Annotated in this window: 10 protein-coding genes; 1 reads left to right on the top strand and 9 read right to left on the bottom strand. The window is 59.1% G+C overall.

Features of this window, described 5'->3' with window-relative positions:
- Positions 1 to 253: 253 nt before the first annotated feature.
- From PG5_RS05755 to PG5_RS05720, 8 genes are all read right to left on the bottom strand, one after another.
- The gene (locus PG5_RS05755) at positions 254 to 1,855 is read right to left on the bottom strand and encodes an AAA family ATPase (protein ID WP_020796155.1); all 1,602 of its coding nucleotides are present in this window, start codon (positions 1,853 to 1,855) and stop codon (positions 254 to 256) included.
- A gap of 10 nt (positions 1,856 to 1,865) precedes the next feature.
- A complete protein-coding gene (aroB, locus tag PG5_RS05750) occupies positions 1,866 to 2,966 on the bottom strand; it encodes a 3-dehydroquinate synthase (protein ID WP_020796154.1) in 1,101 nt (366 codons plus the stop codon).
- Positions 2,967 to 3,117: 151 nt separating this feature from the next.
- Positions 3,118 to 3,636, bottom strand: coding sequence for a shikimate kinase AroK (gene aroK, locus PG5_RS05745; RefSeq protein WP_032831512.1), 519 nt, complete (start codon positions 3,634 to 3,636; stop codon positions 3,118 to 3,120).
- 4 nt (positions 3,637 to 3,640) lie between these two features.
- Positions 3,641 to 5,689 (bottom strand): type IV pilus secretin PilQ, encoded by a 2,049-nt coding sequence (pilQ, locus tag PG5_RS05740; RefSeq protein ID WP_020796153.1) that lies wholly within the window; start codon positions 5,687 to 5,689, stop codon positions 3,641 to 3,643.
- A gap of 13 nt (positions 5,690 to 5,702) precedes the next feature.
- Complete coding sequence (locus PG5_RS05735) at positions 5,703 to 6,227, bottom strand: pilus assembly protein PilP (RefSeq protein WP_033042554.1); 525 nt, start codon at positions 6,225 to 6,227, stop codon at positions 5,703 to 5,705.
- Complete coding sequence (locus PG5_RS05730; RefSeq protein ID WP_020796151.1) at positions 6,227 to 6,847, bottom strand: type 4a pilus biogenesis protein PilO; 621 nt, start codon at positions 6,845 to 6,847, stop codon at positions 6,227 to 6,229. The genes PG5_RS05735 and PG5_RS05730 overlap by 1 nt, the downstream gene beginning before the upstream one ends.
- Complete coding sequence (locus PG5_RS05725; RefSeq protein WP_020796150.1) at positions 6,844 to 7,410, bottom strand: PilN domain-containing protein; 567 nt, start codon at positions 7,408 to 7,410, stop codon at positions 6,844 to 6,846. The genes PG5_RS05730 and PG5_RS05725 overlap by 4 nt, the downstream gene beginning before the upstream one ends.
- Entirely contained in the window at positions 7,410 to 8,471 is a 1,062-nt protein-coding gene (locus tag PG5_RS05720; RefSeq protein ID WP_020796149.1) for a pilus assembly protein PilM, read from the bottom strand. Before PG5_RS05720 ends, PG5_RS05725 begins: the two co-directional genes overlap by 1 nt.
- Before the next feature lie 214 nt (positions 8,472 to 8,685).
- Between PG5_RS05720 and PG5_RS05715 the strand changes: the two genes are divergently transcribed.
- Entirely contained in the window at positions 8,686 to 11,127 is a 2,442-nt protein-coding gene (locus PG5_RS05715) for a penicillin-binding protein 1A (RefSeq protein WP_033042561.1), read from the top strand.
- A 241-nt stretch (positions 11,128 to 11,368) separates the two neighbouring features.
- Here PG5_RS05715 and PG5_RS05710 read toward each other — a convergent pair whose 3' ends face one another.
- On the bottom strand, positions 11,369 to 12,637 hold the full coding sequence (locus PG5_RS05710) for a malic enzyme-like NAD(P)-binding protein (protein ID WP_020796147.1): 1,269 nt from the start codon (positions 12,635 to 12,637) through the stop codon (positions 11,369 to 11,371).
- Positions 12,638 to 12,863: the final 226 nt, after the last annotated feature.

The following is a 12,863-nucleotide window of genomic DNA, read 5'->3' as shown; positions in this document are numbered from 1 at the left end:
AAAAGGGAGGTCATTGTACACACCGACACTTGGCCTCACAAATTTGGCGACGAAATGTCGCAAATCTATGTCGCATTTGTGAAAGGTTTAAAGCGATCTGCTGTGCTAGTCAAAACTTTTTTTAATTTTGACCGCTACGACTCAAAGACTACTGTGACGCAGACACCACAAGGCACGCAGCCCGAAAGGTTGCGCGCACTTGTAGAAATTTTGAGGTGCTTGGAGAGGCGGCCTGGGTAAGGCCGCCGAATCTTCAGCGAGTTGTTGCCAGTTCCTGTTGGACGCTGGCGACAGTGCGAGGCCAAGGTTTACCAGCCTGGACCTTCGCTGGCAAGGCCTTGATGGCGGAAACGGCTGCATCACGATTGGCGAAGTTGCCGTAGGTGATCACGTAGAGCGGTTTGCCGTTGAGGACTTTCTTGAAATAACGGTACTCGCCGCCTTGCTCCTTGACGAAGTTTTGTGCGGCGGTTTCCGAGCTGGTGCCGAGGATCTGCACCACGTAATTACCCGGTGCCTGACCGGCGTACCAGGTGCCACCGGCAGCCTTGGCGACGGTCGCTGGCTTCTCGGCCGGCTTGGCAGCAGCGGCGGCTGGCTTGGCTGGCGCCGGAGCTGGAGCCGGCTTGGCAACCGGAGCAGGCGCTGGCTTGGCGGTAGCGACCTGGGTCGGTGCAGGCGTCGGCTTGGCGGTTGGCGTTGGCGTTGGCGTTGGCGTTGGCGCAGGACCAGCCGGAACGCCCGCTGGCGGTGCGATCGTAGTCACGGTCGGTGGCGTTGCGCTGGAACCCTCGACCGGCACGCCGTCATCGCCCTCGGTAATGCCACCCGCTGCTTCGGCCAATGGAGCACGCATGACAGGTTGCGAATTGCCGACCAACGGCAATGGCGTAGGCTGCGTGTTGCCGGCGAATTCGACGGCCGGAGCACCGCCCGACGAGCCCTGGCCAAGCGGCAGTTGCGCCTGTTCGTTGGCAGGCGCACCGGTGGTCGGTGTCTTGCTGCGACCAGGCATCAACCAGGCGGCGGCTACCGCGACCACAACGACGGCGGAAATCGCCAATACGTGTTTCTTCGGCATATTGAACCCCATACTTGGACGCTTCACCGCTGAGCGGCTGGCAATCATGGCTTCGATCATCGCATCGCGGGCAGCCTGGTTGATGTTGCCAGGCCAACCCTCGGAGCTTTCGTGAATATCAGAGATCTGATTTACAGTGAAAAGTTCGATACCCCGGCCGGCGCCTTCAAGCCGCTGCTCCAGGTATTCACGCGTTTCCTCTTCGGTGTAAGGCTGCAGCTCGATGACGTGGAAGCGTTCTTCCTCGAGTTGCAAAGCCTCAAGCTGAGCGATCATCGAGGACTCGCCGAACAGGAACACATGCGGACGGCCTTCCGGCGCACCCGCGCCCAAGGCCATCAAGGCTTCAAGCGCGGACTCGTCGAGCTGCTCGGCATCATCGACCAGCAGATAGACTTCCTGCCCAGTCAGAGCAAGCTGCACCACCTGTTTCAGAATTGCCCCGATCTCAGCCTGGGCAACGTCCAGTGCCTGGGCAACCTGGCGCAACACGCCAGCCGAATCACCCGCACCACGGGCGGAAACCACCACGCTTTGCACGGTCTGCTTGTTGGTACTGGCCACCAGGGCCTGGCGCAGCAGGGTCTTGCCACTGCCATGCGGACCTGTGACCACCAACAGCAACTGGCTGTAACGCGCCAGATGGTGCAACTGCCCCAGCACCGGCTTGCGCTGGGCAGGGAAAAACTTGAAGCCAGGGACCCGTGGAGCAAAAGGGTCATGACTCAACTGGTAGTGGCCGAGGAAAGCCTCGTCGGCATGCAAACTAGTCATCGCGTTCTTATTAACCTTTAAGCTGAGCCAGGGCGCGGTAATCCGCTCCCAGCGTGGCCTGTAGAACCTCTTTCGGATAATCGTCGGTCACTACCGCTTCGCCCATGTGGCGCAGCAGCACCAGGCGCAAACGACCGTCGATCACTTTCTTGTCAATTGCCATGTGTTCGAGAAAATCGGCCGGGGTCATCTCTTCAGGCGGAATAACCGGCAGGCCGGCACGCTGGAACAGGCGAATGCCGCGGTCGCGCTCCTGTTCGCTGATCCAGCCCAGGCGCGCGGACATCTCCAAAGCCATGACAGTGCCAGCAGCCACCGCTTCACCATGTAGCCAGACACCATAGCCCATGTGGGTCTCGATGGCGTGACCGAAGGTGTGCCCCAGGTTGAGCGTTGCCCGTACACCAGTTTCTTTCTCGTCGGCGCCGACCACGGCCGCCTTGGCCGCACAGGAGCGCTCGATGGCATAGGTGAGGGCTTGCTGATCCAGGTTGCGCAGGCGGTCGACGTTGTCTTCGAGCCAGGTCAGGAACGGCTCATCGCAGATCAACCCATACTTGATGACTTCGGCCAGGCCGGCGGACAGCTCGCGGGCCGGCAGCGTATTGAGGGAGGCGGTGTCGATAAGCACGACGTTCGGCTGATAGAAGGCGCCGACCATGTTCTTGCCCAGCGGATGATTGATACCGGTCTTGCCACCCACCGAAGAGTCAACCTGCGACAGCAGCGTGGTCGGAACCTGGATAAAATCGACACCGCGCTGGTAGCAGGCTGCCGCAAAGCCGGCCATGTCGCCAATCACGCCGCCACCCAGGGCGATCACCGTGGTGCGCCGATCGTGCCGCGCGGTCAGCAGACCGTCGAAAATCAGCTGCAGGGTTTCCCAGGTCTTGAAGGCCTCGCCGTCGGGCAACACCACGGAAATCACCGAGAACTGCGCAAGGCTGCGGGTCAGGCGTTCGAGATAGAGAGGCGCAACGGTTTCATTGGAAATGATCGCCACTTGCCGTCCGCGAATGTGCGGGGCCAGCAGCTCAGGCTGGTCCAACAAACCTTCGCCAATATGAATCGGGTAGCTGCGCTCGCCTAGATCGACCTTGAGTGTCTGCATGTGTCCCCACAGTGAAGATGGAATCAGGCAACCTGCCTTGGGTTAACGAATGTCTACGGCCACCGCGGGTGTGACGTCGCTCGATGGCCATTCGCCACAACCTCGAGCGGTCATGGCAGGAGGCCGAGGATAGCGCATTTCGTGCGACGCTTTAACGGGGCGGCAATTGCTGCAAACGCTCCAGGATATCGAGCACGACCATTCGCGGCGGTCGTTCATCCGTTTCCACCACCAGATCGGCGATTTCCCGATAAAGAGGGTCGCGAATGGCCAAAAGGTCCCTGAGGGTCTTGGCCGGATCGGCTGTACGCAACAATGGCCGATTGCGGTCGCGTGAAGTGCGGCCGACCTGCTGCTCGACGGAGGCATGCAGATAGACCACACGTCCGCCAGCGCGCAGCGCCCGACGATTGGCCTCGCGCATGACCGCGCCACCGCCTGTCGCCAGCACCACGCCGTCGTAATCGCACAGCTCGGCAATCATTGCCTGCTCGCGCTCACGAAAGCCCGGTTCGCCTTCCTTGTCGAAGATCCATGGGATATTGGCGCCCGTGCGTAATTCAATTTCCTTATCGGAATCTTTGAATGGCAAGCGCAGCTCTTTGGCCAGCAATCGGCCGATGGTGCTTTTTCCAGCCCCCATCGGTCCTACAAGTATCAAATTTCGCACAGAATCAACGACTCACAGCAATCGCCTGGTTATTCATGATACGCGGTGTGAGAAACACCAACAGCTCGGATTTTTTCTCCGAAACCACGTCACGCCGGAAAAGGCGGCCAAGATACGGCACATCGCCAAGAAATGGCACCTTATCTACAACCTTGCTTTGAGTATTTGAGAAAACACCACCAATGACGATGGTCTCGCCATCGTTGACCAGGACCTTGGCATTGACTTCGTTTTTCTTGATCGGCGGCACATCCTGGACCTTGTTCAGGTAATCCGGCTCATCCTTGGTGACCTTGACCTCCATGATGATCCGGTTGTCCGGCGTGATCTGCGGCGTCACCTCCAGCGATAGCGAAGCCTCTTTGAACGAGACCGAAGTAGCGCCGCTGGAGCTGGCTTCCTGGTAGGGAATCTCGGTGCCCTTGAGGATCTTTGCGGTTTCCTTGTCGGAAGTGACGACCTTGGGTTGCGAGACGATTTCGCCATTGCCGGTCTTTTCCATGGCCGTCAATTCAAGGTCCAGCAAGACGTTGTCGGTGATGAAGGCGATGCCGATGCCCGATGTGTTGTTGGCGACCCCCAGGTCGACGAACGGCGAGCTGGTGCTACCGCCGTCGCTGGTGCCGTTACCGACTCCCGAGGCATTCCAGTTGCCTTTGTTCTGTATTGAGCCTCCCCAACGCACGCCAAGGCTCTTGTCGTAGTCAACGTTGGCTTCAACGATACGCGCCTCGATCATCACCTGACGTACCGGAATATCCAGCTGCGCAACGATGCGCCGCAGTTCGTCGAGCCGGTCCTGGGTCTGGTAGGCAATGATGTTGTTGGTGCGTTCATCGACCGTGATCGATCCCCGTTCGTCGGCTTTCGCCTCGGCGTTGGTCACCGACTGGAACAGTTTGGCGATATCGGCCGCCTTGGCGTAATTGACCTGCAACAGCTCCCGACGCAGTGGTGCCAGGTCGGCAATCTGCTTTTGCGACTCCAGCTCCTGGCGTTCACGGGCGGCAATTTCGTCGGCCGGAGCGACGAGCAACACATTACCCAGCTTGCGCTTGTCCAGGCCCTTGGTTTTCAGTACCAGGTCCAGCGCCTGGTCCCAGGGTACGTTTTGCAGGCGCAGGGTAATTCCCCCCTGGACCGTGTCACTGGCGACGAGATTGAGGTTGGTGAAATCGGCGATCAGTTGCAGTACCGAGCGCACGTCGATGTCCTGGAAATTCAGCGAAAGCTTTTCACCGCTGTAGGCATTGCGATCGGCGTTGCGCTTTTGCAGGTCGTCGACCGTCATCGGACGAATGCTGACGGTCAGCTTGTTGTCGGTCTGGTAGGTCGAATAGTCAAAGGCACCGCTGGGTTCTATGGTGATGGTCGCCTTGTCCCCCGTGGCACTGGCATTGACGAATTGTACCGGTGTGGCGAAATCCTTCACATCCAGGCGCACACGCAACGGCTCGGGCAATCGGGTCTTGTTGAAGCCGAGAACGATCTTGCCTTCGCGCTCCTGGATATCGGGTGCAATGGACGGATCCGACAAGTCGATCACGACATTGCCTTCGCCCTCGGTACCCCGCTGGAAATCCACCGCACGAATCGCTTTGCCTGTCGGTGCAACCGCGCGCGCCGGAACCGGGACCGGTACAGCAGCGGCCGCTCTTGGCGCAGGGCTTTTACCTCCCTGCCCGACGACCACAAACAGGTTATTGCCTTCGACCCGCATGTCGTAGGGGCTCAACTGGGTCAGGTTGATGATCAGCCGCGCACGATCCTTGGCCTCCACCACGGTCGCGCTGCGGGCATTGCCACTGCCCAGGTCGCGAGTTTTGCTCGCCAGCTGACTGACGACACCGGGCAGATCCAGGGCAATCCGGGCAGGAGAGTCCGTCGTATAGCCACGGGGCGTCGGAGGCGGTTGGTCGAACACCAGCTTCAACTCGACGCGGTCTCCCGGCAACGCGGCGACATCCAGCGCCTTGAGGTTGGCCGCTTGTACCATCGGTGACAGCAACGCTATCCATAGCGATACCCCGAGGGTGGAGAAAATCCTGTTCATTGTACGAGTTCCACTATGAGTGCTCTTTCAAAGGAAGGATCCGCGGCCGCTCCAGCCAGGCACCTTCGCCGTCAGGAACGATTTCTACCACTTCGACTTGCGAGCCACTGATGGCGACAATCCGGCCGTCGTTACGCCCCAGGTAATCACCGACTTTCAGCCGATGCACCCCACCAGCGCCGCGCAGCAGTGCAAAGGAGCCTGCCGCATTGGAAATCGTGCCGACCATTTCAAACTGCTCGATATTGAAACCCTCGAGGTACTGCTTGACCCGGCTGGGGTCAGGCTTGACGTTGCGCGCACCTTGTTGGTGTGCCAGATCGACCTTGACCTGCCGTGAAAACGGGCTACGCAAGTTGGCGGCGTTGTAGGTGAACGTCGGGTAAGACCGAAATGTCGGCGTTGGTTCAATTTTGCCCGGCGCCCGAAGGCGCATTTCGTTCATGTAGGCGTCCAGGTCGCTGAAATCATCGCCGCCGTCACAGCCAGCCAATAAGGCGACCAAAACCACTATCGAACAACCACGTAGCGGGCTCATCAATTCAGTCCCTTGTCGTTGTAGCGGTAAGTCCTGGCCAGGATGCTCATGCGCAATTTCGGTCCGTCGTCTGGATTGACCGGCGCGAGGTCGAAATCATGCAGGGTGACGATACGCGGCAACCCGGCCACGCCACTGACAAAAGTGGCCAGGTCGTGATAGGCACCGGTGACCGTGATCTTGATCGGCAGTTCGATGTAGAACGGCTGGGTGACCTCCGGCAACAGCTTGATCTCTTCGAACTCCAGGCCGCTGCCCAGCCCTGTTCGAGTGATATCTTCCAGCAGGCCTGGGACTTCAGTGTCGCTGGGGAGTTGCCGTAGCAGAACACCGAAGGCATTCTCCATCTCCTTCATCTGCTGGGAGTAAAGTTCCAGATTCGCCGCCATTTGGGATTTGCTGGCAAATTGCTCCTTGAGGGTCGACTCCTCCTCTCGCTTGAGCTCAAGCTGGTTTTCAAGCTCGCTCGTGGAAAAGTTGTAGCCGATCGACAGCACCAGGACCGCGACCACAATGCCCATCAGGACTTTAATCGCGGGTGGCCAGGCCCCCATGCTGTGAGTATCCAGATCGTTGATATCGATCCTGCGCAACCCGTCGAGCCATTCGGACGGACTCATTCGCCATCCTCCACGGCCGCGGTCCGGGTTTGACGAACGGTCAACTGAAAAACATTGGCCTGGTCCAGTTGGCCCGAGGTCGTCGCCTTGACTTCAGTCAGGCTGGGCGCATCGAACCAGTCGGACGCCTCCAGGTTTCGCATCAGGTCTGAAACACGGTTGTTCGATTGCGCCGCCCCAGTGATGGACAAGGTCTTGCCCGTCATTTTGACTTCGGTGAAATACACCCCATCGGGCAAGGTCCGCGCCAGTTGATCAAATATTCGCCCGCTGATCGGGCGATTACCTTGCAAGTCCTGGATGATGCTCATGCGCTCGACCAATTGTTGGCGACGAGCCTTGAGATCGCTGATCTGCTTGATCCGCTCGTCGACCATGGCGATCTGTCTGCCGATGTAGTCGTTACGTGCAATCTGCCGCTCGATAGCTCCGCCGATGACCTGGTTGAGCACGAGCAAGGCGCCTGCCGAACCCAGCACTACAGCTGCCAGCACCACGAGGAAGCGCTTGCGCCGCTCTTCCCGTCGCTCTTCGCGCCAGGGTAATAGATTGATCCGCGCCATCAGTCGAAACTCCTGAGGGCCAACCCGCAGGCAATCATCAGCGCCGGCGCATCGCTGGCCAGGGCCACGGCATTGACCTTGCTGCCCAACGTCATGTCGCAAAACGGGTTGGCCACCAGCGTTGGCGTTCCCAATTGCTGCTCGATCAACCGCTCCAGACCGGGGATTGACGCAGTACCGCCGGCCAGCAGAATCTGGTCGACCGCGCTGTACTGGCCCGAAGCGAAGAAGAACTGCAATGAGCGCGATACTTGCTGTACCAGCGCTTCGCGAAACGGCTGCAGCACTTCGCCGACATAATCATCCGGCAAGCCGCCTTGTCTCTTCGCCAAGCCGGCCTGCTCAACGGTCAGGCCATATCGGCGCTGAATTGCCTCGGTGAGCTGACGGCCGCCGAACAATTGCTCTCGGGTATAGATAATCCGCCCCTCAAGCAGCACGCTCAGGGTGGTCATCGTTGCTCCGACATCGACTACTGCCACCAAGCGCCCTTGAGCGCCTCCCTGCTGGATCTTGAGCAAACCGAACGAACGCTCCAGGGCATAGGCCTCCACGTCGACCACGCGCGCAGTCAAGCCCGCCAGGGCCAGTGCGGCCTCACGGACCTCGACATTTTCCTTGCGACAGGCGGCAAGTAACACGTTGACCCGCTCAGGATTGCGCGTGGAAGCGCCCTGGACTTCGAAATCGATGGCGACATCGTCCAGCGGATAAGGGATGTACTGGTCGGCCTCGATCTTCAACTGGTCTTCCATCTCGTCATCGGTAAGGCCGGCATCCATTTCAATGGTCTTGGTGATCACTGCAGAACCGGCCACGGCCACCGCTACGTACTTGAGGTCGGTCCTGGCCTTGACCAGCACGCGCGCCAGCGCCTGGCCCACCCCATCGAGCTCGGCGATATTTTTCTCGATGACCGCCTTGGCGGGCAACGGCTCGACTGCGTAGGCTTCGACCCGATAGCCATTGCCCTGGCGGCTCAGTTCCAGCAACTTCACCGAAGTGGAGCTGATATCGATTCCCAGGAGCGACCTGGCTTTTTTATTGAAGAGTCTTAGCACTACCAATTCCCTATGACTTTCCGTGAGTTACGGACTCCATAACGGGTGTTGCGTTCAATCCACCCGTCTTGACAGCTAGCGCAAATAACGCCTTGGACGGAAAAATGCTTATAATGCCCAGCGTTTTTTTCCGGTTTTTCTCAAGCGCGGGTCGTTCTCCTTTAGCCTGAACCCTGATGCCAAATTCATTTTTTGCCCTGGATGTCCAAAAGCCTTGATTCGTCTGCTGAAATTTTTCGGTTGGTCCATCGTCGCCGTATTCTGCGGACTGCTTCTGGGTCTGAGTGGGGCGTTTCTTTACCTTAGTCCTGGATTGCCCTCCGTTGAGGCACTGAGAAGCATCCAGTTGCAGATTCCCCTGCGGGTCTACAGCAGCGACAACAAGTTGATCGCAGAATTTGGCGAAATGCGCCGTACACCGATCCGTTTCGCCGACATTCCCCCCAACTTCATTAATGCGTTACTAAGTGCTGAAGACGATAACTTCGCCAATCACTACGGCGTCGATCCCAGCAGCCTGATGCGCGCTGCCACTCAACTGGTCAAAAGTGGCCATATCCAGTCCGGCGGCAGCACCATCACCATGCAGGTGGCAAAAAACTTCTTCCTGACCAGCGAACGCAGCTTCTCGCGTAAAACCACCGAAATCCTCTTGGCCCTGCAGATCGAACGGCAGCTGACCAAGGATGAAATCCTTGAGCTGTACGTCAACAAGATCTATCTGGGCAACCGCGCCTACGGCATCGAGGCAGCGGCGCAGGTGTATTACGGCAAGTCGATTCGCGACATCAGCCTGGCGCAGATGGCGATGATCGCCGGCTTGCCCAAAGCGCCTTCGCGATTCAACCCGCTGGCCAACCCGGCCCGTAGCAAGGAGCGTCGCGACTGGATCCTGGGGCGCATGTACAAGCTGGGCAAAATCAGCGAAGCCGACTACACCACTGCCGTCAACGAGCCGCTGAACGCCAGCTATCACGTACCGACTCCAGAAGTGAACGCGCCCTACATCGCCGAGATGGCCCGCGCCGAAATGGTTGGCCGCTATGGCAGCGATGCGTACACCGAAGGTTTCCGCGTCACCACCACGGTGCCGAGCAACCTTCAGGAAATGGCCAACACCGCCCTCCACGAAGGCTTGATGACCTATGACCAGCGTCACGGCTATCGGGGCCCCGAGTCTCGTCTGCCGGGCAAGACGCGCGAGGCGTGGGCGACCGAACTGACCAAGCAACGCACCATCAGCAGCCTTGAACCAGCCATCGTCACCCAGGTCGACAAGAGCGGCCTGCAGGTGCTGACCCGCACCGGCAGCGAACACGTTAGCTGGGACACCATGAAATGGGCTCGCCCATTCCTGAACACCAACAGCATGGGTCCAAACCCCAAGCAGCCTTCGGATGTGGCCCAGGTCGGCGATCTGATTCGCGTGCAACGCCAGGCGGACAATTCGCTGAAATTCAGCCAGATCCCGCAGGCTCAGGGCGCATTGGTCTCCCTTGATCCGCAAAACGGCGCCATCCGCGCGCTGGTCGGCGGTTTCGCCTTTGAGCAAAGTAACTACAACCGCGCCCTTCAAGCCAAGCGCCAGCCGGGTTCGAGCTTCAAGCCTTTCGTCTACAGTGCCGCACTGGATAACGGCTACACCGCGTCCAGCCTGGTGAACGACGCACCGATCGTGTTTGTCGACGAATACCTGGACAAAGTCTGGCGCCCGAAAAACGACACCAATACCTTCCTCGGCCCGATCCGCCTGCGTGAAGCGCTCTACAAGTCACGTAACCTGGTTTCGATTCGCCTGTTGCAAGCGATGGGCGTTGGCAAGACCATCGACTACATCTCCCGCTTTGGCTTTAACAAGCAGGATCTGCCACCCAACCTTTCCCTGGCCCTGGGTACCGCAACCCTGACACCAATGGAAATTGCCACGGGCTGGAGTACCTTTGCCAACGGTGGCTACAAGATCACCCCGTACATCATCGAAAAGATCGAAAGCCGCAATGGCGATACACTGTTCGTTGCGAACCCACCCAGCGTGCCAAAAGGCGCTGTCGCGACCGACGGTATCGCCGCACCCGCCGCCGAAGCCTTTACGGTCAATGCAACACCTGGCCAGGCACCGGGCGAGCAACCAGCACCACAAACACCTGCCGTGGCTGAACGCATTGTCGATGGACGAACCACCTACATCCTCAACAGCATGCTGGAGGACGTGATCAAGCTCGGTACCGGTCGTCGCGCGCTGGCCCTGGGCCGCAGCGACATTGCCGGCAAGACCGGCACCACCAACGAGTCCAAGGACGCCTGGTTCTCCGGCTACAACGCCGATTACGTCACCACCGTCTGGACAGGCTTCGACCAGCCCGAAAGCCTGGGTCGCAAGGAGTTTGGTGGCACCGTCGCCCTACCCATCTGGATGAACTTCATGGGTGCCGCGCTCAAAGACCTGCCGCCTCACACCCAGCCAGAGCCGGAAGGCATCCTGAGCCTGCGGGTAGATCCAATCAGCGGCCGTGCAGCCACTCCAGGCACGCCTGGGGCCTACTTCGAGCTGTTCAAGGTCGAAGATACGCCGCCGACGGGCAATGAGCTGGGCAACGGCAACGCTCCAGGCAGCCCGCTACCGGCGGATGAGGGCGCGCCGATCGATTTGTTCTGATCGCAAGCCACATCAAAGAGCCCTGCCCTCGTGAGAAGTGCAGGGCTTTTTATTGCCTGCCAGATTTGCATTTATTTAACTGCCGCCTTCGCGGGCAAGCCCGCTCCCACAGGAATCGCATAAACCCTGCGGGAGCGGGCTTGCCCGCGAAAAGGCCTGCACAATCGACGCAAAACTCACGGATGTAAAAAAGCCCCGGCTCAAAACGAGCCGGGGCTTTCGGTTGAAGCGCTACCACGACTTAGCCGTTGAACACGTCATCCACGCTTTTGAGCGGGTAGTTCTTCGGGTACGGCAGGGTCGCCACGCCGGTCTCGATCGCAGCCTTGGCCACAGCGTCAGAGATCAGGGTGATCAAGCGAGCATCCATTGGTTTCGGAATGATGTACTCACGACCGAATTCCAGCTTGATGCCACCGTAGGCATCGCACACTTCCTGAGGCACTGGCAGCTTGGCCAGTTCACGCAAGGCGTTGGCCGCAGCCACTTTCATTTCTTCGTTGATGCGCTTGGCGCGAACGTCAAGGGCACCACGGAAGATGAACGGGAAGCCCAGCACGTTGTTGACCTGGTTCGGGTAGTCCGAACGGCCGGTGGCCATGATCACGTCGCTACGGGTAGCGTGTGCCAGCTCCGGGGAGATTTCCGGATCAGGGTTGGAGCACGCGAACACGATCGGGTTAGGCGCCATGGACAGCAGGCCTTCAGCGCTCAGCAGGTTCGGGCCGGACAGGCCGACGAACACGTCTGCACCTTGCAGGGCGTCTGCCAGGGTGCGTTTGTCAGTCGCGTGAGCGAAGACGGCCTTGTACTGGTTCAGGTCGTCACGGCCGGAGTGGATCACACCGGTACGGTCAACCATGTAGATGTTTTCGATGTTGGCACCCATGCTCACCAGCAATTTCATGCAGGAGATGGCGGCAGCACCGGCACCCAGGCACACGATCTTGGCTTGCGGCAGGGTTTTGCCAGCGATTTCCAGGGCGTTGATCATGCCGGCTGCGGTCACGATCGCGGTACCGTGCTGGTCGTCGTGGAATACCGGGATGTCACACTGCTCGATCAGGGCGCGTTCAATTTCAAAGCACTCAGGCGCCTTGATGTCTTCCAGGTTGATGCCACCGAAAGTGATGGAGATCCGCTTGACGGTGTCGATGAAGGCCTGCGGGCTTTCAGAATCGACTTCGATGTCGAAAACGTCGATGCCGGCGAAGCGCTTGAACAGCACGCCTTTACCTTCCATCACTGGTTTGGAGGCCAATGGGCCGAGGTTACCCAGGCCCAGAATCGCGGTGCCATCGGAAATGACTGCAACCAGGTTGCCTTTGCCGGTGTATTTGTAGGCCAGCTCAGGATCGCGGGCGATCTCGCGTACTGGTTCAGCTACGCCGGGGCTGTACGCCAGCGACAGGTCGCGGGCGGTAGCAGTGGCCTTGGTGAGCTCGACACTCAGCTTCCCTGGACGAGGATTGGCGTGATATTCGAGAGCGGCAGTTTTCAGATCAGACATTTTGGCATTCCGCTTTTACTGTTGGACAGACTGGTCAGCGAGGATACGCGCCTGGCAAAATCCCCACAAGACTGACCGGTCACCCCTGTCAAGCGCCCGGCCCTACGACTTTGGGCCAAGAGCCGCGGAACACAAGGGATAGACTGTTCACAATCCAAGTAAAAAATGTCTACAATTATTTGAAAATGGCCATTGCAGCCAAATCACAGACATCGGCATAGGGGAC

It is taken from the genome of Pseudomonas sp. G5(2012) (genome assembly GCF_000408945.1).
GTDB lineage: Bacteria > Pseudomonadota > Gammaproteobacteria > Pseudomonadales > Pseudomonadaceae > Aquipseudomonas > Aquipseudomonas umsongensis.
Note: the sequence above shows the minus strand (reverse complement) of the source record. Positions and strands in the feature narration are given on the sequence as shown.

What these genes read in the sequence shown, in the direction of transcription:
- PG5_RS05755 (WP_020796155.1), bottom strand. Translation starts at nt 1,855, where the DNA reads ATGACTAGTTTGCATGCCGACGAGGCTTTCCTCGGCCACTACCAGTTG.
- aroB (WP_020796154.1), bottom strand. Translation starts at nt 2,966, where the DNA reads ATGCAGACACTCAAGGTCGATCTAGGCGAGCGCAGCTACCCGATTCAT.
- pilQ (WP_020796153.1), bottom strand. Translation starts at nt 5,689, where the DNA reads ATGAACAGGATTTTCTCCACCCTCGGGGTATCGCTATGGATAGCGTTG.
- PG5_RS05735 (WP_033042554.1), bottom strand. Translation starts at nt 6,227, where the DNA reads ATGAGCCCGCTACGTGGTTGTTCGATAGTGGTTTTGGTCGCCTTATTG.
- PG5_RS05730 (WP_020796151.1), bottom strand. Translation starts at nt 6,847, where the DNA reads ATGAGTCCGTCCGAATGGCTCGACGGGTTGCGCAGGATCGATATCAAC.
- PG5_RS05725 (WP_020796150.1), bottom strand. Translation starts at nt 7,410, where the DNA reads ATGGCGCGGATCAATCTATTACCCTGGCGCGAAGAGCGACGGGAAGAG.
- PG5_RS05710 (WP_020796147.1), bottom strand. Translation starts at nt 12,637, where the DNA reads ATGTCTGATCTGAAAACTGCCGCTCTCGAATATCACGCCAATCCTCGT.